Here is a 19,938-nt window from a genome sequence, read left to right as displayed (position 1 = left end):
CTCTCTTCATTAACGAGGACGAACGGCGAAGCCTTTAGGTTACCGGCGCCCGCACCCTCCCCTTCAAATCGGATCCCCCCTCCAAGACCCCGGAGCCGTGCTCCCACCTGGCTTGTTGACAACCGTTTCCAACTTTGATGAAAATGGATGTCATGAACGTACGACGCCTCATACCCACAGCCGCCCTCGCCGGGGCCGTCGCCCTCGGCGCCACGGCCCTCACCGCCTGCTCCGGAGCCAGCGCCGCCGGCAACGGGACCGACGGCAAGCTCGACGTGACGGCGTCGTTCTACCCGATGCAGTTCCTCGCCGAGAAGATCGGCAAGGACCACGTGAAGGTCTCCACCCTGACGAAGCCGGGTGTCGAGCCGCACGACCTGGAGATCACCCCCAAGCAGACCGCGCAGCTCGGCGAGGCCGACGTGGTCCTCTACCTCAAGAGCCTCCAGCCCGCCGTCGACAAGGCCGTGGAGCAGTCCGGCGTGAAGAACGTCGTCGACGCCGCCACCCTCACCACGCTGGAGGCCCACGGCGCCTCCGGCCACGACGACCACGCCGCCGAGGGCGAGGGCGGGGCCGAGGGCCACGACCACAGCCACGGCGAGGCCGGCGAGGACCCGCACGTCTGGCTCGACCCCGCCAAGTACGCGGAGATGGCCAAGGGCGTCGGCGCGGCCCTGGAGAAGGCCGACGCCGGCCACGCGGCGGACTACAAGAAGAACACCGAGGCGCTGGTCGCCGAACTGAACGCGCTGGACACCGAGTTCAAGAACGGCCTGAAGGACACGGCCTCCCGGACCTTCATCACCACCCACTCCGCCTTCGGCTACCTCGCCGAGCGCTACGGCCTCGACCAGGAGGGCATCTCCGGCGTCGACCCCGAGTCCGAGCCCAGCCCGGCCCGCATGAAGGACCTCCAGACCGTGGCGGCGAAGGACGGGGTGACCACGGTGTTCTTCGAGACCCTGGCCAGCGACAAGACGGCCAAGACCCTCGCGAAGGACACGGGCCTGAAGACCGACGTCCTCGACCCGCTCGAGGGAATCACCGACAGCTCGCAGGGCGCTGACTACTTCGAGGTCATGCGGTCGAACCTGAAGAACCTCCAGAAGGCTCTCGGAGCCAAGTGATGACAGCGGCAGCAACGGAGGCGCGCGCCATGAAGTCCACGCCGGGACAGACAGCGGACCAGCCCGTCATATCCCTGCGCGGGGCCACGGCCTCGCTCGGCTCGCGCCCCGTGCTGCGCGGTGTCGACCTCGCCGTCCACCGCGGCGAGGTCGTCGCCCTGCTCGGCGCCAACGGCTCCGGCAAGTCCACGGCCGTCCGCGCCGTGGTCGGCCAGGTCCCGCTGACCGACGGGGAGCTGTCCCTCTTCGGTACGGACTTCAAGCGCTTCCGCGCGTGGTCGCGGATCGGATACGTCCCGCAGCGCACCACCGCCGCCGGCGGCGTCCCCGCCACCGTCCGGGAGGTCGTCTCCGCCGGACGCCTCGCCCGCTCCCGCTTCGGCCTGCTGCGCCGGGCCGACAAGGACGCCGTCGCCCGCGCCCTGTCCCTCGTCGACATGGACGCGTACGCCGACGCCTCGGTCAACGCCCTCTCCGGCGGCCAGCACCAGCGCGTACTCATCGCCCGGGCCCTCGCCGTCGAGCCCGAACTCCTGATCATGGACGAGCCGATGGCGGGCGTGGACCTCGACAACCAGGCGGTCCTCGCGAACGCCCTGCGCACCCAGGTCGCCGCCGGCGCGACCGTCCTGCTCGTCCTGCACGAGCTGGGTCCGCTGGAGCCGCTGATCGACCGGGCCGTCGTCCTGCGCGACGGCTGCGTCGTCCACGACGGCCCGCCCCCGGAGGCCGTGGGCCAGCACGCGCTGCCCGGCCACGACCACGTACACCCCCACGCGGCGCACGACGCCGAGCCCCTGCGGACGGGACTCCTGAGCTGATGGAACTCCTCGACTACCCCTTCATGGTGCGGGCGCTCATCGCGGCCGCGCTGGTCGGCATCACCGCGCCCGCGATCGGCACGTACCTCGTGCAACGCCGCCAGGCCGTCATGGGCGACGGCCTCGGCCACGTGGCCATGACCGGCGTCGCGCTCGGCTTCGTCCTCAACACCAGCCCGGTCTGGATGGCGACCCTGGTGGCCGTCGTCGGCGCCGTCGGCATGGAGCTGATCCGCTCCCGCGGCAAGACCAGCGGCGACGTGGCGCTCGCCATGCTGTTCTACGGCGGCCTGGCCGGCGGCGTCATGATCATCAGTGTGGGCGGGGGCTCCACGGCGAAGCTGCTCAGCGCGATGTTCGGTTCGATCACCACGGTCGCGTCCGAGGACGTCGTCGCCGTGGGGGTCCTCTCCGCGTTCGTCCTCGCCGTCACCATCGGCCTGCGCCGGCAGTTGTTCGCCGTCTGCCAGGACGAGGAGTTCGCCCGGGTCACCGGCCTGCCGGTGCGCCTCCTTAACCTGCTGATCATGGTGACCGCCGCGGTCACCGTGACCGTCGCCATGCGCATCGTCGGCCTGCTCCTGGTCAGCGCCATGATGGTGATCCCCGTGGCGGCCGCCCAGCGGGTCACCCGCGGGTTCACCGCGACGCTTTCGCTGGCCATGGCGATCGGCCTGATCGTCTCCCTGACCGGCACGGTCACCACGTACTACGTCGAGGCACCCTCGGGCGCGGCCATCGTGCTGCTCGCCATCGGCGTCTTCATGGCGATGACCGCCCTGTCGACGCCGCTGGCCAGGCGCCGGGCGAAGGCCGCGCGCGCGGCGGAAGAGGTGTGCACCCGGGACGACGTGAAGGTCTAGGAGGGCCCACCGCCTGGCACAATGGGCCCGAGCCGAAACGCCCGAGGCCGATACGAGGAGGAACCGGTGGCGACTGCGCCTGGCGAGACGAATACCGCGCCAGTACGAGGACGATCCACCCGGCAGCGGGCCGCCGTGGCGGCGGCGCTGGACGAGGTGGACGAGTTCCGCAGCGCCCAGGAACTCCACGACATGCTCAAGCACCGTGGCGACTCCGTGGGCCTGACCACCGTGTACCGCACCCTCCAGTCGCTCGCGGACGCCGGCGAGGTCGACGTCCTGCGCACCAGTGACGGCGAGTCGGTCTACCGCCGCTGCTCCACCGGCGACCACCACCACCACCTGGTCTGCCGCAAGTGCGGCAAGGCGGTCGAGGTGGAAGGTCCGGCCGTGGAGAAGTGGGCGGAGTCGATCGCCGCCGAGCACGGCTACGTGAACGTGGCCCACACGGTGGAGATCTTCGGCACCTGCGCGGACTGCGCCGCCGCCGGCTAGATCCTGCTCAGGTGCCGGTCCAGGACGGCGCGGATCCGGCCGATGTCCCCGGGGTCCGCGGCCGCCCGTTTCGGGAGCCAGCCCGGGGTTCCGTTGGCGAAGACGAGGACGAACAGGTTCCGGGTCTCCGTCCACCCCCGGTACCTGTCCCATCGGTACGCGACCACCGTGCCGTCGGGCCGGTGGTGGGACACGCCCCGTTCGGTGACCACGCAGCGGTACTCCGGGTGCTCCGCCGCCCAGCGGTACGTCCGGCGCGCGAGCCGGTACAGGTCCAGGCCGAGACAGAGGGCGCCCAGGGCCGACCCCACCCCGGCCGCGAAGGCCAGGCCGGCCGGGCTCGTCCCCCGTCCCTGCTGCCCCACGATCAGCAGGACCGGCACCAGGGGAACCAGTACCAGCCACAGCAGCGCCCGCCCGCGCCCGGCGGGCGACCGGACCGCGCGCCAGCGCAGCACCTCCCGCACGTCGCGGCGGGCCGGGCCGTAGTGCAGCTCCACCGCCTCGTCAGCCATGTCCATGACGGTGGAGCCTAGTGGGCGCTTCAGCCCGCGGAACCCTCCGCCTGGTTCGGGACCGCGCCGCCGAAGCGGCGGTCGCGCTGCGCGTACTCCAGGCACGCGGCCCAGAGGTTGCGGCGGTCGAAGTCGGGCCACAGCACGTCCTGGAACACCATCTCCGCGTACGCGCTCTGCCAGAGCAGGTAGTTGGAGGTGCGCTGCTCGCCGCTGGGCCGCAGGAACAGGTCCACGTCCGGCATGTCCGGGTAGTACATGTACTTCGCGAAGGTCTTCTCGTTCACCTTCGACGGGTCGAGCCGGCCCGCCGCCACGTCGCGGGCGATCGCCTGCGCCGCGTCCGCGATCTCCGCGCGGCCGCCGTAGTTGACGCAGAAGTACAGGGTCATCGCGTCGTTGTCGACGGTCTGCTCCTGGGCGACCTGGAGCTCCTGGACGACCGACTTCCACATCTTCGGCATGCGGCCCACCCAGCGGATGCGGATGCCCAGCTCGTTCATCTCGTCGCGGCGGCGGCGGATGACGTCGCGGTTGAAGTTCATCAGGAAGCGGACCTCGTCGGGCGAGCGCTTCCAGTTCTCCGTCGAGAAGGCGTACAGGGAGAGGTTCTTGACGCCCATCTCCAGGCAGCCCTTGAGCACGTCGAGCACGACGCCCTCGCCCACCTTGTGCCCCTCGGTGCGCGGCAGCCCGCGCTCCTTGGCCCAGCGGCCGTTGCCGTCCATGACGACCGCGACGTGGTTCGGGACCAGCTCACCGGGGATCTTCGGCGGACGCGCACCGGACGGGTGCGGCTCGGGAACCTTGTACTCGCGGCGAGAGCGTCCCAGAATCCCGCGTCGTGCCATGTGCCCAGCTCCTATTTCTCGACGTATCGAAGGGAGCGTAGCCCGCGCTCCAGATGCCAGTGCAAATAGGCGGAGACCAGCCCGCTGCCCTCCCGCACGTGACGCGGCTCGCACGCGTCGGCGTGGTTCCAGTCGCCCGTCAGCAGCGCGCTGAGCAGGGCGATGGCCTCCGACGAGGGTACGACGCTGCCGGGTACCCGGCAGTCCCCGCATATCACCCCGCCCGCGGCGACGGAGAAGTGGCGGTTGGGGCCGTGGATTCCGCACTTGGCGCAGTCCTCGAAGCTGGGCGCGTAGCCGTTGACGGCGAGGGAGCGCAGCAGGAAGGCGTCGAGGATGAGGTGCGGCTCGTGTTCGCCGCGCGAGAGGGTGCGCAGGGCGCCGACGAGGAGCAGGTACTGCTGGACGGAGGGCTCGCCCTCGTTCTCCGTGAACCGCTCGGAGGTCTCCAGCATGGCGGTACCGGCGGTGTAGCGGGCGTAGTCGGTGACGATGCCGTTGCCGTACGGGGCGATGATCTCGGTCTGGGTGCAGAGGGGCAGACTGCGGCCGATCAGCTCGCCGCCGCGGGCGAAGAACTGCACGTCGGCGTGGGAGAAAGGTTCCAGCCGGGCCCCGAACTTGGATTTCGTACGCCGGACCCCGCGGGCGACGGCCCGCACCCGGCCGTGGCCCCGGGTCAGCAGCGTGATGATGCGGTCCGCCTCACCCAGCTTCTGGGTGCGCAGCACGATGCCGTCGTCGCGGAACAGACTCATGCGCCCATTGTCCCCTGCGGTCCACCCGTACGGGAACGCGCGCACGGACGGGGCCGGACGGCGCCGGCCCCCGCCGCGGACCGGAGTCCGGGCGGGGGCGGGCAACCGCGGGGTGGGGGGATCAGGGCGCGGGGGTTCCCGCGTCCTTCGCCGTGGCGACCCTGCCGTCGGCGTTCCCGGTCGCGGTGCCGACCGTCCCGGTGCCAACCGTCTCGGTCCCGGTGCCGCCGGTCCCGGCATTCTCGTCAGCCGTCCCGGCCTCCTCCGGGGCCGCCACCTGGGCGGGCAGCTCGATGCGGGGGACGGACTGCGCGCCGTCCCCGGCCGGACCGTTGAAGATCAGGTTGAGGACGATGGCGGCGGTGGCACCGAGGGTGACACCGCTGTTCAGGAGCGAGGACAGGTCCGCGTCCATGTGCCGGGTGAAGAACACCGGGACGGTCGCGGGCAGCAGAGCGAAGGCGAGGGAGACGCCGACGATCAGCGCGTTCTTCTCCTCCTTGAGGTCCACCTTGCCCAGGGTCTGGATGCCGGCCAGCGCGACCATGCCGAACATGACGGTCGCGGCCCCGCCCAGGACCCCGTGCGGCACGGCGGCGACGATCGCGGCGGCCTTGGGGAGCAGGCCGAGCACGATCATGAAGACGCCGGCGGCGACGACCACGAACCGGCTCTTGACCTTGGTCATCCGCACCAGGCCGACGTTCTCGGCGAAGGCCACGTACGGGAAGGAGTTGAGGACGCCGCCGAGGGCGGTCGCGGCGCCGTCGGCGCGCAGGGCGCGGGCCACGGTCTCGCTGTCGATGTCCTTCTCGACGATCTCGCCGACGGCGTACGTGTCGCCGGTCGTCTCGACCATGGTGATCAGCATGACGATGAGCATCAGGACGATCGGGAACCACTCGAACTTCGGCACGCCGAAGTGGAAGGGGGTGGTGACGCCGATCCAGCCGGAATCGCCGACGGCGCCGAACTTCGCGTCCCCGAGGAGGAACGCGACCGCGGTGCCGCCGACCAGACCGAGGAGGATGGAGATGCTGGAGAGGAACGGCTTGCCGATCTTCATCAGGACGAGGATGAAGAGCATCGTGCCGCCCGCGTAGGCGAAGTGCTTCGGGTCGCCGAAGTCGGGGCTGCCGATACCGCCGGCGGCGTCGTTCAGGCCGACCGGGATCAGGACGATGCCCAGGACGGTGATCACCGTTCCGGTGACGACCGGCGGGAAGAGCCGCATGACCGACCGGAAGGCCTTGGCGGGCAGCCAGGCGAAGGCGAAGGTCGCGATGCCGGCGGTGATGACGGCCCCGTAGATGACCAGCAGCGCGGCGGTGCCGCCTCCCGCACCGAGGCCGATGGCGATCATCGGGGAGACGGCGGTGAAGGTGACGCCCTGGATGAGGGGCAGCCGCGCACCGATCCGGCCTATGCCCCAGGCCTGGATGATCGAGGCGATGCCGCAGGTGAACAGGTCCGCGTTGATGAGGTAGACGAGCTGCTCGGGGCTCAGCTTCAGCGCGTTGCCGACGATGATCGGGACGATCACCGCGCCGGCGTAGAACGCGAGTACGTGCTGGAAGCCGTACAGCGCGAGCTTGGGGAGGGGGAGCACCTCGTCGACCGGGTGCGTGCTCTGCTGTCCGTTGGCGGAAAGCCGGGCGGCGACACGTGCCATCTCTGCCTTGCCCTTCAAGAGGTGAGGTACGGGAGAGGAGTTCTGGTGATCCCTGGCCGGAGTGGGTCGCTAACCCGTTGGTCCGTCAGGGTGGTCAGGAGTTCACGTGCATCGAAGACCCGCGGTGTTACCGGCGGCGTCTCGTCGTGTGACCGGAATTGAACGCCTGTGGGGGTCCTCACAGATATCGTCGACTTCTACAAACTGTTGACTCCCACGGACACCCGATTCGTAGGTTCCGCCTCTGGCCGAGCGCCGGACACGCGAGTAAGGGCGGGCGCACGGGCGCCGAGCACCCTTGGCTGCGCTGATGCGAAGCGGCCCGCGCCGCACCATGCCGCTACGCGCGTCCAGCGCGTTCCGCACAGCAAACCGGCAGGCCGGGCTCCGGCCCGTCCCCGGGTGGTTCCCGGCGGCCCGGAGCGAGGTGCTCGACGGGCCCGCGGGGGCTGCGGGCCGGGCCGGAACGGCCCGGCGAGGCCGGATCGTTACGCCGGAAGAGACCGGTCCGGACCGGTATGGGCGTTCCGCGCCCGACCGGAACCGAAAGGATCAGGCCCCGGCGGCCGCATACGGCCGGGGGGCGCGTCGACGCCGGCGCCCCGGGGCGCCGGCCCGCCGGGGCGCGCGTCGGCGCCGGCCCGGCCGGTCCTGGAGCGGGCCGTCAGGGGGCCCGTACCGCCGACAGCAGCCGGGCGACCTCGTCCGCGTCGATCCGCAGTGCCGCGCCCACCGTGGCGAGCACCTCGCGTTCGGCCGGGATGTACGGGCCGTCCGCGAGCGCGATCCGCGCGCCCTGCAGCAGGATCGATTCGCGGCCCGGGGCCGCGAGGTGCGGAGCCAGCGGCTCCAGGGCCTCGTGGAGCTCTATCGACAGCGCCGCCCCGCAGCATTCGGGTACGTCGTACAGCCCGAGCCGGCCCTCGTCGTTGCACAGGGCGTCCACGAGGGACTCCAGCTGCTCCTCACCGCAGTCCTGGAACCCCGCGGCCCGTACGGCGCACACGGCGGTCTCCAGCGCGCTGCGGGAGGCCGTCCCGCCCGCGGCCAGCACGGCCAGCGCCACGGTGTGCACGGCGTCGCGGAGCAGCGCCGTGAAGCGGGTGGTGGTCAGGTGGTCCAGGACGTCGGTGTCGAAGCGCTCACGGCAGGCGTGGCACTCCACGACGGGCCCGGCGAGCCCGCGGGGCAGCAGCGGCACCCCGAGGACGGCGAAGCGGCGGCGCCCGGTGCGCCGGCGGTAATTCCGGTCCCCACCGCAGGCGGGGCAGAAGAACTCCCCGTCACCCACGGTGCTCCAGGTGGTACGGGTGCCCCAGACCCTCAACTTCCGGCCGTCCCCACCCCGAACTGGCAGCACGTCGCACCTCCGTAACCCTCCGGCAACATCGCCGGGTGGGCGTGATGTTAGCCACATCGGTGAGGATGCGTCAGTCGTGTGACAAGACAACCTTGCCGCGGGACGGGGACTTGGCCGGTCTGCGCCCCCCGCGCGCGCCCTCGTTTCCCGGCGCTTACCGGGCTCCGGGAACGGCGGAACCCCGCCCCTCCCGGGAGGGAGGGGCGGGGTCGCGTCGCGGGAGTGTCAGCGGCCCGCGCGGTTGACGGCGGAGATGACCGCCTTCAGGGAGGCGCGGGTGGTGTTGGCGTCGATGCCGATGCCCCACAGGACACGGCCGTCGATCGCGCACTCGATGTACGAGGCGGCCACGGCGGAGGCGCCCTCGCTCATGGTGTGCTCGGTGTAGTCCAGCAGGCGGGCGTCGATGCCGATGCCGGCCAGCGCGTCGAAGAAGGCCGAGATCGGTCCGTTGCCGGTGCCGTCCAGCACGGTGTCCACGCCGTCCACGACCGCCTCGACGGTCAGCGTGTCCGTGCCGTCCTTGTCGGTGGTGGTCTGGCCGGAACGCAGCTGGATGCGCCCCCACGGGTTCTCCGGGTTGGGCAGGTACTCGTCCTGGAAGACGGACCAGATCGCCTTCGGCGTGACCTCGCCGCCCTCGGAGTCGGTCTTGGCCTGGATGATCCGGGAGAACTCGATCTGCATGCGGCGCGGCAGGTCCAGCTTGTGGTCGTTCTTCAGGACGTAGGCGATGCCGCCCTTGCCGGACTGCGAGTTGACGCGGATGACGGCCTCGTAGGAGCGGCCGACGTCCTTCGGGTCGATGGGCAGGTACGGGACCGCCCACTCCAGATCGTCGACGGTGACGCCCGGGCCGGCGGCGGCCGCGTCCGCCTCCATGGCGTCGAAGCCCTTCTTGATGGCGTCCTGGTGGGAGCCGGAGAAGGCGGTGTAGACCAGGTCGCCCGCGTAGGGGTGGCGCGGGTGGACCTCCATCTGGTTGCAGTACTCGCTGGTGCGGCGGATCTCGTCGATCTGCGAGAAGTCGATCTGCGGGTCGATGCCCTGGGAGAACAGGTTCATGCCCAGGGTGATCAGGTCGACGTTGCCGGTGCGCTCGCCCTGTCCGAACAGGCAGCCCTCGATGCGGTCGGCGCCGGCCATCAGCGCCAGCTCGGCGGCGGCGACGGCGGTGCCCCGGTCGTTGTGCGGGTGCACGGAGATGCAGATGTGCTCGCGGCGGGTCAGGTTGCGGGCCATCCACTCGAAGCGGTCGGCGTGCGTGGACGGCGTCGAGCGCTCGACGGTGGCGGGCAGGTTCAGGATGATCTCGCGGCCCTCGCCCGGCTGCCAGACGTCGCAGACGGCCTCGCAGACCTCCAGGGCGAAGTCCAGCTCGGTGTCGGTGAAGATCTCCGGGCTGTACTGGTAGCCGAAGGTCGTCTCCGGGCCCAGCAGCTTCTCGGCGTACTCCATGACCAGGCGGGTGCCGTCGACGGCGATCTGCTTGATCTGCTCCTTGGAGCCGCGGAAGACGACCCGGCGGAACGTCGGGGCGGTCGCGTTGTACAGGTGCACGGTCGCGCGGCGGGCGCCGACCAGGGACTCCACGGTCCGCTCGATCAGGTCCTCGCGGGCCTGGGTCAGTACGGAGATGGTGACGTCGTCCGGGATCGCGCCCTCTTCGATGATGGAGCGCACGAAGGCGAAGTCCGTCTCGCCGGACGAGGGGAAGCCGACCTCGATCTCCTTGTAGCCCATGCGCACCAGCAGGTCGAACATCTCGCGCTTGCGGGCGGGGGTCATCGGGTCGATCAGCGACTGGTTGCCGTCGCGCAGGTCGGTCGACAGCCAGCGGGGAGCGCGGGTGACGCGGGCGTTCGGCCAGGTGCGGTCCGGGATCTCGACCTGCTCGTAGAAGCCGTACTTGTGGATCGGCATCCCGGAGGGCCGCTGGGTGTGGGTCGCGTTGGTGATGGGCGTGGGGCGACCGACAAAAGGCTGCTGGCTCATGGCGTTGGGCTCCTCGCGTGTCCGCGTGTAGTTCGCTGGGACGGCCGACGGGCGGTCGCAAAACCGCAACACCAAACTCCGCGGGGAGGGGGTCGGCCTACGACTACAGACCCTCGCCGCGGCAGCTAAGGAGAAGCAGCCCGAAACGCATGATGGGCCGAGCCTAGCCGAGCCGCGCGGTGCGCGGGGGTCCTGTTTCAGTATGCAAGACCCTCCAGTCCGATTTACACCAAATGTGAGCTATACCGCTTAAGGTGCGGCTCAAGTCGGTGGGGTCCGTCAATCCGGGGCGTCCGCGTTCAGACGTGTGAATGAATCATGGTTGCAGGTAGTGACAACGATGTGACGCACTGCCACATTGCGGAGCATGGACGCCTCTCCCACCCGCCGCCACCCCGTCTTCTGCACGGTCGTGCCGCCGCACCTGCTCGACCGCATCGCCCGCTCCCGCAACCCCCGCTTCGCCGATCTCGCGCAGGCCACCCTCGAACGCGACTCCCTCCTGCGCACCCGGCGCCGGGTCACCGCCGTCCGGGGTCTCGCGGCCCCCGCCCCGGCGGCGCCCGCCCCCGACCGGCCCGACCGGACCGTGTACGACGCCCAGCACCGGACCCGGCTGCCCGGGCGCACGGTGCGCGAGGAGGGCGGGCCGGTCAGCGGGGACGTCACCGTCAACCGCGCCTACGCCGGGCTCGGGGCGACGTACGAGCTGTTCCTGACCGCCTTCGGGCGCCGCTCGATCGACGACGCCGGGCTCCCGCTCGACGCGACCGTCCACTACGGCGAGGAGTACAACAACGCCTTCTGGGACGGGCAGCAGATGGTCTTCGGCGACGGCGACGGCGAGCTCTTCCTCGACTTCACCGTGTCGGTGGACGTCATCGGCCACGAGCTCGCGCACGGGGTCACCCAGTACACGGCGAACCTGGAGTACCACGGCCAGTCCGGCGCCCTCAACGAATCCGTGTCGGACGTCTTCGGCTCCCTCATCAAGCAGTACGCGCTCGACCAGACGGCCGACCGCGCGGACTGGCTGATCGGGGCGGGACTGCTGGGGCCCGCCGTCGACCGGGGCCAGGCCCTGCGGTCGATGAAGGCGCCCGGGACGGCGTACGAGGACGACGAGCTCGGCAAGGACCCGCAGCCGGCCACGATGGACGACTACGTCGACACCGTCCGCGACAACGGCGGGGTCCACATCAACTCCGGCATCCCGAACCACGCCTTCTACATCGTGGCGAGCGAGCTGGGCGGCAAGGCCTGGGAGCGGGCCGGACAGATCTGGTACGACGCCCTGACCGGCGGGGGGCTCGCCACGGACGCCGACTTCCGGGACTTCGCCCGGGTGACGTCGGCGGCGGCCGTGGCCCGGTACGGGGAGGGCGGCGCGGAGCACCAGGCGCTCCAGAAGGCGTGGTCCGCGGTCGGCCTGGGGTAGGAGGCTGAACATGCGGATCTCAGTGGTGCGGACGGGCGGCTTCGCGGGCATCGAGCGGCGGGGCGAGGTGGACACCTCCGGACGGCAGGACGAGGACGAGTGGCGGGCCCTGGCCCTGCGGGCCCTGCGGCCCGACGCTCCCTGCGATCCGGCGGACCCGGCGGGCGGCGTCCGGGACGGGTTCTCGTACACGGTCACGGTGGACGGGCGGACGGTGTCGTTCCGCGACCCGCACCTCTCGGACGCTCAGCGGGCGCTGGTCTCGCGCGTCCTGAAAGAAGGTGCCTGAGCCCGGCCGCTTTGCTTGGATGACCTGATGAGCGAGCGAGTGACCGACGGAACGACACTGTCCGAGCTGGAGCGGTACTACGACACGGTGCCCCGCGAAGGCGGGGCCCGGGCCGAGGACTTCGGACCGCTGACCCTCTTCGTACAGGAGGGCGCGGGCTGGCCGTACTACGCGCGGCCCGCCCCCGGCGGCCCCGACGCGACCGCCGACGACGTACGGCGGGTCGTGGCGCGGCAGCGCGAGCTGGAGGTCCCCGAGGCCTTCGAGTGGGTGGCCGAGACCACCCCCTCGCTGCGCGCGGCGGTGGAGGAGGCGGGGCTGCACGTCCACGCACACCCGCTGATGGTGCTGGACCCGGCCGCGGTCCGGGCGCCCGCGCACCCGGAGGTCCGGCTGCTCGGCGCGGACGACCCGCTGCTGGCGGCGGCCGTGGCCGTCCCGTCGCTGGCCTTCGCGGCGCCGGGCACGGCGGTGGGCGAGGCCGGACCCGCCGAGCTGGCCGCGGCACTGGCCGGGCCGGACGCGGAGGCCGGACGGGCGCGCGTCGCGGACAAGATCGCGTCGGGCCGCTCGGTGATGGCCGCGGCCGTCCGGGACGGCGTGGTGCTCTGCTCCGGCCTGTACAACCCGGTGGGAGACGTGGCCGAGGTGGTCGGCGTGGGGACGCTGCCGTCGGCGCGCCGGCAGGGCCTGGCCCTCGGCGTCACGTCGGCGCTCGTCGCGGCGGCCCGCGAGCGGGGCGCCCGTACGGTCTTCCTCTCGGCGGGCGACGAGGACGTGGCCCGCATCTACGGCCGCATCGGCTTCCGCCGGGTGGCGATGGCCCTGATCGCGGAACCGCAGGACGCGTAGTTTGCCGGAACGGCAACGAGGTTTGCCCGGGCGGGCGGGGCGGGCGGAGCATCGGCGGTGTCCGCACCGTCACCGGTCGAGGAGTGATCCCGTGTCCGCACAGCACCAGCACCAGCAGCCGCCGCAGGACCCGCGCGCAGAGCACGAGCAGCGGGCGCCGCACCCGCACGAGCCGGTCGACGAGGGCGGGGAGCGGTTCTGGGACGGCCGCTACAGCGAGAGCGACCGGATCTGGAGCGGCGACGCCAATGCCGCCCTGGTCCGGGAGACTTCGCAGCTTCCCCCCGGCCGCGCCCTGGACCTCGGCTGCGGCGAGGGCGGCGACGCCATCTGGCTGGCCCGGCGCGGCTGGCGGGTCACCGGTACGGACATCTCCGGGGTGGCGCTGAAGCGCGCGGCCGGGCACGCCGTCGAGGCGGGGGTCGGCGACCTCGTGGAGTGGCAGCGGCACGACCTGGCCGAGTCGTTCCCGGCCGGGGAGTTCGACCTGGTGTCGGCGTGCTTCCTGCACACGTACGGGGAGTTCCCGCGCGAGCGGATCCTGCGCACCGCGGCGGCCGCGGTGGCCCCCGGCGGGACCCTGCTGATCGTCGGCCACGGCGGCTGGGCCCCCTGGCAGGAGAACCCGCACCCGGAGGTGCACTTCCCGACGCCCGGCGAGGTCGTGGAGCAGCTGGAGCTGCCCGAGGGGGACTGGGAGGTGCTGGTGGCCGAGGACCACGAGCGGATCCAGGTCCAGCCCGACGGCACGCCCGGGACCCGCACGGACAACGCGGTCAAGGTCCGCCGGCTGCGCTGACGCCGGCCGGGACATCCCCGCCCTGTTCCGCCCGGCCTTCCGGCCCGCGGCCTCCCGACACCCCCTGCCCGGCCGCCCGGGCAGGGGGTGTCGGGGTACGTCAGAAGCCGAGCTTGCGGAGCTGCTTGGGGTCGCGCTGCCAGTCCTTGGCGACCTTCACGTGCAGGTCGAGGAAGACCGGGGTGCCGAGCAGCGCCTCGATGTGCTTGCGCGACTTCATCCCGACCTCCTTCAGTCGGGCGCCCTTCGGGCCGATGATGATGCCCTTCTGGCTCGGCCGCTCGATGTAGACGTTCGCGTGGATGTCGAGCAGCGGCCGGTCGGCGGGGCGGTTCTCGCGCGGGATCATCTCCTCGACGACCACGGCGATGGAGTGCGGGAGCTCGTCGCGCACGCCCTCCAGCGCGGCCTCGCGGATCAGCTCGGCCACCATCACCATCTCGGGCTCGTCGGTGAGGTCGCCCTCCGGGTACAGCGGCGGGCTCACGGGCAGCAGCGGCGCGATCAGGTCGGCCAGCAGCTGGATCTGGGTGTCGCCGACCGCCGAGACGGGCACGATCTCGGCCCACTCGAAGCCGAGCTCGGCGCCGAGCTGGTGGATCGCGAGGAGCTGCTCGGCGAGCTGCTTGGACTCGACCAGGTCGGTCTTGGTCACGATGGCGATCTTGGGGGTCTTCTTGATCCCCGCGAGCTCCTTCGCAATGAACTTGTCGCCGGGGCCCAGCTTCTGGTCGGCCGGCAGGCAGAAGCCGATCACGTCGACCTCGGACCATGTGGCGCGGACGACGTCGTTGAGGCGCTCGCCGAGCAGGGTCCGCGGCTTGTGCAGCCCCGGGGTGTCGACGAGGACGAGCTGCGCGTCGGGGCGGTGCACGATCCCGCGGACGGTGTGGCGGGTGGTCTGCGGCCGGTTGGAGGTGATCGCGACCTTGGTGCCCACGAGTGCGTTGGTGAGGGTCGACTTGCCCGCGTTGGGGCGTCCGACGAAGCAGGCGAAGCCCGCACGGTGCGGGCTGGTGGACTCGGGGGAACGATCGCTCATACGGGCCATTCTCCCCGATGCCGCTCCCAGCGCCGACCAGGCCACGGCCGCGAGGGCGCTCCCGCCCGCGAGGAAGGGGGCCAGGAGGGGGTGCGCGGCATGGCCGGCACGGCCCTGAGCTGTGGTTCCGTCGGCCGAGGCCCGTACGGTCACCTCCGCCCATTCCGCACCGGGAGGGTCCTCCCAGCGGGCGCGGAGCCGGACCTCCTGACCCGGCAGCAGCTCGGCCGGCACCCCGGTCAGCCCGCGGGCGACGAGGGTCCGGCCGAACGCGCCGGTGGCGGTGAGGGCGGCGCGCGGGCGCAGGGTGACGTTGCCGGCGTTGCGGAGCGTGTAGGCGACCTCCGCGCCGGCGCCGCCCCGGCTGACGGAGACCCCCCGGACGGCGAGGGCGGGGGCGGTCGGGCCGGTCACCCGCAGGTAGAGGCGCGCGGCGACGGCCTGCCGGACGCCGATCCCCCGGTCGGTGACGGTCCCGGGCCGCTCCTCCAGGGCCACGACGGCGCCGGGGTGGTCCCCCGGTTCGGCGCGGTCCGGAACGGTCACGGTGAAGCCGACGCTCACGGCCCCGCGGGCGGGCACGGTGACCCGCTCCCGGTCGAGCCTGGCCCAGGCGGCGGTGGCCCGGCGCGGCTCGTCGGGGCCGCGCAGGGCGAAGCCGCCGTCGCGGGCGGTGTTGTAGGCGTCGGCTGCGTAGAGGCGGAAGGTGCGGGGGCGGTCGGTGCGGTTGGCGATGGTGACGCTGTCCGCGGCGGCGGCGCCGGGCGCGGCGGCGAGGTAGAAGTACGGGCGCTGGCCGACGGCGGTGGCGGCGGGCAGCACGGACCACTGCCCGTTGTCCGCGGCCGCGGCCGCCCCCGCGGTGCCCAGCAGGACGGCCGCCGGGACGATGAGGCCGGGCAGCAGGAGCCGCACGGCGGCGCCGCGCCACGGGCGCACCCGCCGCGAAGGGGACCGCGCCGGTGACCGCCGGGCGGTCACGAAACGGTTCACCGCGAACAGCACGGCGGGGTTCGCGGCGGGGTTCACGACAAGGTGAGGGTCAGGACCGCCGTGTACGCGCCCGGCGGGGTGTAGCGGGGCACCTGGAGCGTGACCGCGGCGTCGACGGTGAACTCGCCGCCCACCACGGCCGCGTCCGGCGTGTAGGCCAGCACCGCCCCGTCGGGGCCGACGGAGCCCGCGCTGCCCGGCGTACAGGGGCTGGGGCTGCCGGCCGCGGCGGTGCAGGACGGGGTCCAGGAGAGGGAGGCGCCCGGGATGCGGACGCCGCCCGGCCCCGTGAAGTCGGTGACCTTGCCGGTCAGCGACCAGCCGGCCGGCCCGCCGCGGGCGTCCTTGACGGTGACCGTCCCGATCCGGCCGGGGGCGGCTCCGCCGTCGCCGTACGGGACCGCGCCCAGCACGACGTCCTCGCCGGTCTGCGTCATGCCGAGCGCCCCCGGCTCGACGGTGGCCGTGACCTTCCGGGTGCCCGCGGTCGGCGGCGCCGTGTCGACGACGGCGTACGCGGCCGGGCCCGACCCCAGCCCCGCCGACCAGGCGGGCCCCTCGTACGCGACGACGCCGGTGGTGGCCCGGTCGGTGACGGTCAGCCGGGCCAGGACCACGCCCGCCCCGTCGGCGGTGGCGGTGACCCGGTCGGCCGTCTCGGCGGCCCCGGCGCGGCCGGCCAGCGTCACGGACGTGCCCGGCGGGAAGCCGGCGGCGGTGACCTCGACGGCGGCGCCCGGTCCGCCGCGGGCGGCGCCGAGGAAGACGCTCCGCAGGTTGGCCGTGGGCAGCGCGGTCGGGGTGAGGCGCGCGGCGACGGGGGCCCCGGTGGCCGTGCACACGGTGTCGAGGCCCATGAGGTGGCGGGTGTGCAGGGTGTAGCCGCCCGGGGCGAGGGTGATCTCGCCGGGGGCGGTGACGGTGAAGGTGCCCGTCATGGTGACGGGCGGGAGCGGCTCGCCCGCGCCGACGGGGTCGTTGCGCTCGGCGCCGACCACGGTGACCTCGCCGCTCTGCGCGCCGGCCAGCACGATCCGCCCGGTCGGGGTCACCACGTCAGCGGGGAGTGCGGCGCCCACCGGGTTCACGGCGGGGGTCCGGGACACCTGGTAGGTCACGGTGACGGTGTCCCCGACCCGCGGCGCCGGGTCGTCGACGGTGATCCGGGCCTCGGTGGGTCCCTCGGCGGGCGGGAGTCCGGCCTCCTGCGGCGCCAGGCAGTGCGTGGGGAAGTCCACCCGGCCCGGCACCCGGGCGGCGGGCTCCCCCTCGGCGGCGGCGGGCGGGCCCAGCGCTCCTCCGGTCGCCGCGGCGAGTACCGCCATGCCGGCGGCCGCCGACCATCTCCGGTTCCGCGCCCCTGTTCGCACTGCCCGCCCCCTGGGTTCCGTCCCGCCGACAGGGGGCCATTCACGAGCGGGCGACGGCAGAAGTCAATGCGCGGACCCGGCACCGTCTGATGGCCCATCAGGAGCTGTCAGGATGCCCGTCCGGCGAACCCGCCCGTGCCGGAGGCCTCGCCGACGCCCCCCTCGCCGTCCGTACCGCCGTTCCCGCCCGCTCCGCCGTCGCGGAAGGTGCGCCGGTACGCCGTCGGGCTCACTCCGAGCGCCGCCCGCACGTGTTTGCGCAGCGACTGGGCCGTCCCGAACCCCGTCTCCCGGGCCACCTGTTCCACCGGCAGGTCCGTCCGCTCCAGCAGCCGCCGCGCCCGCTCCACCCGCTGGCCGGTGATCCACTGCCCGGGGCTGATGCCCGACTCCTCGCGGAAGCGGCGCGTGAAGGTCCGTACCGACATGGCCTCCTGGCGGGCCAGGTCGGTCAGGCGCAGCGGCTCGTGCAGCCGGTCCAGCACCCACGCACGCGCCGCCGTGGTGCTGGCGAGCTGCGGTTCGGGCACCGGGCGCTCGATGAACTGGGCCTGCCCGCCCTCCCGGTGGGGCGGTACGACGGTCCGCCGGGCCACCTCGTTCGCGACGGCCGCCCCGTGGTCGCGGCGCACGATGTGCACGCACAGGTCGATCCCGGCCGCGACCCCGGCCGAGGTCAGCACGTCCCCGTCGTCGGTGTAGAGCACCCCCGGGTCCACCCGTACGGCCGGGAAGAGCCGCTGGAAGTGCTCGGCGGAGGCCCAGTGGGTGGTGGCCGGGCGGCCGTCGAGGTACCCCGCGGCGGCCAGTACGTAGCCGCCGGTGCAGATGGAGACGAGCCGGGTGCCGGGGCGGATGTGCGCGAGGGCGGCGGCCAGCTCCCCGCTCAGCCGGCCGTGGTCGTAGACCGGACCCAGCTCGTACGAGGCGGGGACCACCACCGTGTCGGCCGTGGCCAGCAGTTCGGGGCCGTGCTCGACGTGAACGGCGAAGTCGGCGTCGGTGCGCACCGGCCCGGGGGCGAGCCCGCAGGTGAGGATCTCGTAGAGCGGCCGCCCGGCGGGGTCCTTGGCACGTCCGAAGATGCGGTGCGGGATGCCGAGCTCGAAGGGCAGCAGCCCGGCGAGGGCGAGCACGACGACCCGGTGCGCGGCGACGCGCCGCGGCTCGGGACGCTCCGGCGCGACGCCGACCGGGGGCGGCTGCCGCTGCGGCGGCCGCGACCGCGCCGACAACGACGCCGGCGCCGACAGCGGCTTCGGGAACGGCTTCTGCTTCGACCGCGGCTCCACCTCGGGCTCCATGGCCCGATCGTAGCGAAGCATGACAGTCAGGCCACTGTCGTCCCGCTCCCGGCCGGCCCGATGCTGGCCGCGTGACACAGACAGCCCCCGCCTCCACGCCCGCTCCGCCCGCCCCGCGCCCGGCCGGACGGATCCACCGCGCGTGGTTCGTCGCCGCCGTCGCCTTCGTGACGATCATCGGCGCGGCTGGTTTCGCCTCCCTGCCCGGGCTGCTCATCGAGCCGCTGCACACCGAGTTCGGCTGGTCCCGCGGCACCATCGGCTTCGCCGTCTCGGTGAACCTCGCCCTGTACGGGCTCACCGCGCCCTTCGCCGCCGCGCTCATGGACCGCTTCGGCATCCGCCGGGTCGTGGCGGTGGCCCTGCTCGTCATATCCGGCGGCTCGCTCGCCACCGTCTGGATGACCGCGTCCTGGCAGCTGGTGATGTTCTGGGGCGTCCTGGTGGGGCTGGGCAGCGGCTCGATGGCGCTCGCCTTCGCCGCGACGGTGACGAACCGCTGGTTCACGGCCCGGCGCGGGCTGGTCACCGGCGTCCTGACCGCCGCCGGCGCCTCCGGCCAGCTGATCTTCCTGCCGCTGCTGGCCTGGCTGGTGGAGCACCACGGCTGGCGCCCGGCGGCGGTGACCGTGTCGCTCGCCGCGACGGCCGTCGTCCCGTTCGTCTGGCTGCTGCTGCGCGACCATCCGGCGGATGTGGGCCTCGCCCCGTACGGGGGCGCGTACACCGTCAAGCCCGCCCCCGTCCCGGGGGCCGCGCGCCGGGCCGTGACGGTGCTGTTCAAGGCGGCGCGCACGGGCCCGTTCTGGCTGCTGGCGGGCACGTTCGCCATCTGCGGGGCCTCGACGAACGGCCTGGTGCGGACCCACTTCGTCCCGGCCGCCCACGACCACGGCATGCCGGTGACGGCCGCGGCGGGGCTGCTGGCGGTGATCGGCGTGTTCGACGTCGTCGGCACGATCGCCTCGGGCTGGTTCACGGACCGCTTCGAGGCCCGGCGCCTGCTGGCCGTCTACTACGCCCTGCGCGGGGTCTCGCTGCTGTTCCTGCCGATGCTGCTGGCCCCGTCGGTCCGGCCGCCCCTGATCTTCTTCATCGTGTTCTACGGCCTGGACTGGGTCGCGACCGTACCGCCGACCATCGCGCTGTGCCGGGAGCACTACGGCGACGACAGCGCGATCGTCTTCGGCTGGGTGCTGGCCTCGCACCAGGTGGGAGCGGCCGTGGTGGCCTTCCTGGGCGGTCTGGCGCGGGACGCCTTCGGTTCGTACGACGTCGTCTGGTACGCCTCGGGGGCGCTGTGCGCGATGGCCGCGCTGATGGCGATGGTGATCCGCCGGTCCCCCGCGCGGCCCGTCCCGGCCTGACCCCGGGGCCGGCCGGGACGGACC

18 protein-coding genes and 1 pseudogene are annotated in these 19,938 nt (G+C 72.9%); 9 read left to right on the top strand and 10 right to left on the bottom strand.

Annotated features, from left to right (window positions below; translation table 11 throughout):
• Positions 1-152: 152 nt before the first annotated feature.
• The 4 genes from ACFWW8_RS05540 to ACFWW8_RS05525 all read left to right on the top strand — a co-directional run bounded on the left by ACFWW8_RS05540 (position 153) and on the right by ACFWW8_RS05525 (position 3,309).
• Positions 153-1,130, top strand: coding sequence for a metal ABC transporter substrate-binding protein (locus ACFWW8_RS05540; RefSeq protein WP_386524009.1), 978 nt, complete (start codon positions 153-155; stop codon positions 1,128-1,130).
• A 29-nt stretch (positions 1,131-1,159) separates the two neighbouring features.
• Positions 1,160-1,951, top strand: coding sequence for a metal ABC transporter ATP-binding protein (locus ACFWW8_RS05535; protein ID WP_386524367.1), 792 nt, complete (start codon positions 1,160-1,162; stop codon positions 1,949-1,951).
• Entirely contained in the window at positions 1,951-2,814 is an 864-nt protein-coding gene (locus ACFWW8_RS05530) for a metal ABC transporter permease (protein ID WP_386524007.1), read from the top strand. Before ACFWW8_RS05535 ends, ACFWW8_RS05530 begins: the two co-directional genes overlap by 1 nt.
• 66 nt (positions 2,815-2,880) lie before the next feature.
• Positions 2,881-3,309 (top strand): Fur family transcriptional regulator, encoded by a 429-nt coding sequence (locus ACFWW8_RS05525; protein WP_150519707.1) that lies wholly within the window; start codon positions 2,881-2,883, stop codon positions 3,307-3,309.
• Here the strand turns inward: ACFWW8_RS05525 and ACFWW8_RS05520 are convergent.
• The 6 genes from ACFWW8_RS05520 to leuA form a co-directional block, all read right to left on the bottom strand.
• Positions 3,306-3,824 (bottom strand): YcxB family protein, encoded by a 519-nt coding sequence (locus tag ACFWW8_RS05520; protein WP_386524003.1) that lies wholly within the window; start codon positions 3,822-3,824, stop codon positions 3,306-3,308. The genes ACFWW8_RS05525 and ACFWW8_RS05520 overlap by 4 nt on opposite strands.
• 29 nt (positions 3,825-3,853) lie before the next feature.
• Positions 3,854-4,675 carry an isoprenyl transferase gene (locus ACFWW8_RS05515; protein WP_383915294.1) on the bottom strand — a complete coding sequence of 274 codons (822 nt, stop codon included), beginning with the start codon at positions 4,673-4,675 and terminating at the stop codon, positions 3,854-3,856.
• 11 nt (positions 4,676-4,686) lie between these two features.
• Positions 4,687-5,433, bottom strand: a complete 747-nt coding sequence (gene recO, locus ACFWW8_RS05510; protein WP_386524000.1) for a DNA repair protein RecO — start codon at positions 5,431-5,433, stop codon at positions 4,687-4,689.
• Positions 5,434-5,554: 121 nt separating this feature from the next.
• Positions 5,555-7,105 (bottom strand): nucleobase:cation symporter-2 family protein, encoded by a 1,551-nt coding sequence (locus tag ACFWW8_RS05505; protein WP_386523998.1) that lies wholly within the window; start codon positions 7,103-7,105, stop codon positions 5,555-5,557.
• Between the two features lie 664 nt (positions 7,106-7,769).
• Positions 7,770-8,465, bottom strand: coding sequence for a TerB family tellurite resistance protein (locus ACFWW8_RS05500; protein ID WP_386523995.1), 696 nt, complete (start codon positions 8,463-8,465; stop codon positions 7,770-7,772).
• A gap of 225 nt (positions 8,466-8,690) precedes the next feature.
• Positions 8,691-10,460, bottom strand: a complete 1,770-nt coding sequence (gene leuA, locus ACFWW8_RS05495) for a 2-isopropylmalate synthase (RefSeq protein WP_386523993.1) — start codon at positions 10,458-10,460, stop codon at positions 8,691-8,693.
• A gap of 367 nt (positions 10,461-10,827) precedes the next feature.
• Here leuA and ACFWW8_RS05490 point away from each other — a divergent pair, with 367 nt between their 5' ends.
• The 4 genes from ACFWW8_RS05490 to ACFWW8_RS05475 all read left to right on the top strand — a co-directional run bounded on the left by ACFWW8_RS05490 (position 10,828) and on the right by ACFWW8_RS05475 (position 13,838).
• Complete coding sequence (locus tag ACFWW8_RS05490; RefSeq protein ID WP_386523990.1) at positions 10,828-11,898, top strand: M4 family metallopeptidase; 1,071 nt, start codon at positions 10,828-10,830, stop codon at positions 11,896-11,898.
• A gap of 10 nt (positions 11,899-11,908) precedes the next feature.
• Positions 11,909-12,187: a protealysin inhibitor emfourin gene (locus ACFWW8_RS05485; protein ID WP_386523988.1), complete on the top strand. Its 279-nt coding sequence runs from the start codon at positions 11,909-11,911 to the stop codon at positions 12,185-12,187.
• Positions 12,188-12,214: 27 nt separating this feature from the next.
• On the top strand, positions 12,215-13,039 hold the full coding sequence (locus ACFWW8_RS05480) for a GNAT family N-acetyltransferase (protein WP_386523985.1): 825 nt from the start codon (positions 12,215-12,217) through the stop codon (positions 13,037-13,039).
• Between the two features lie 91 nt (positions 13,040-13,130).
• Complete coding sequence (locus ACFWW8_RS05475; protein ID WP_386523983.1) at positions 13,131-13,838, top strand: SAM-dependent methyltransferase; 708 nt, start codon at positions 13,131-13,133, stop codon at positions 13,836-13,838.
• Between the two features lie 100 nt (positions 13,839-13,938).
• Here ACFWW8_RS05475 and era read toward each other — a convergent pair whose 3' ends face one another.
• The 4 genes and pseudogenes from era to ACFWW8_RS05455 all read right to left on the bottom strand — a co-directional run bounded on the left by era (position 13,939) and on the right by ACFWW8_RS05455 (position 18,547).
• Positions 13,939-14,889, bottom strand: a complete 951-nt coding sequence (gene era / locus ACFWW8_RS05470; RefSeq protein WP_386524365.1) for a GTPase Era — start codon at positions 14,887-14,889, stop codon at positions 13,939-13,941.
• Positions 14,890-15,390: 501 nt separating this feature from the next.
• Positions 15,391-15,702, bottom strand: a pseudogene (locus tag ACFWW8_RS05465) (WxL protein peptidoglycan domain-containing protein); the annotation flags it as partial.
• Positions 15,703-15,905: 203 nt separating this feature from the next.
• A complete protein-coding gene (locus tag ACFWW8_RS05460) occupies positions 15,906-17,198 on the bottom strand; it encodes a beta-xylosidase (RefSeq protein WP_386523980.1) in 1,293 nt (430 codons plus the stop codon).
• Between the two features lie 152 nt (positions 17,199-17,350).
• Positions 17,351-18,547 carry a GlxA family transcriptional regulator gene (locus tag ACFWW8_RS05455; RefSeq protein ID WP_386523978.1) on the bottom strand — a complete coding sequence of 399 codons (1,197 nt, stop codon included), beginning with the start codon at positions 18,545-18,547 and terminating at the stop codon, positions 17,351-17,353.
• A gap of 71 nt (positions 18,548-18,618) precedes the next feature.
• Between ACFWW8_RS05455 and ACFWW8_RS05450 the strand changes: the two genes are divergently transcribed.
• A complete protein-coding gene (locus ACFWW8_RS05450; RefSeq protein WP_386523975.1) occupies positions 18,619-19,914 on the top strand; it encodes an MFS transporter in 1,296 nt (431 codons plus the stop codon).
• The last annotated feature ends 24 nt before the right edge of the window (positions 19,915-19,938 follow it).

The sequence above is a fragment of the Streptomyces sp. NPDC058701 genome, from assembly GCF_042715295.1.
Classification (GTDB): domain Bacteria; phylum Actinomycetota; class Actinomycetes; order Streptomycetales; family Streptomycetaceae; genus Streptomyces.
Note: the sequence above shows the minus strand (reverse complement) of the source record. Positions and strands in the feature narration are given on the sequence as shown.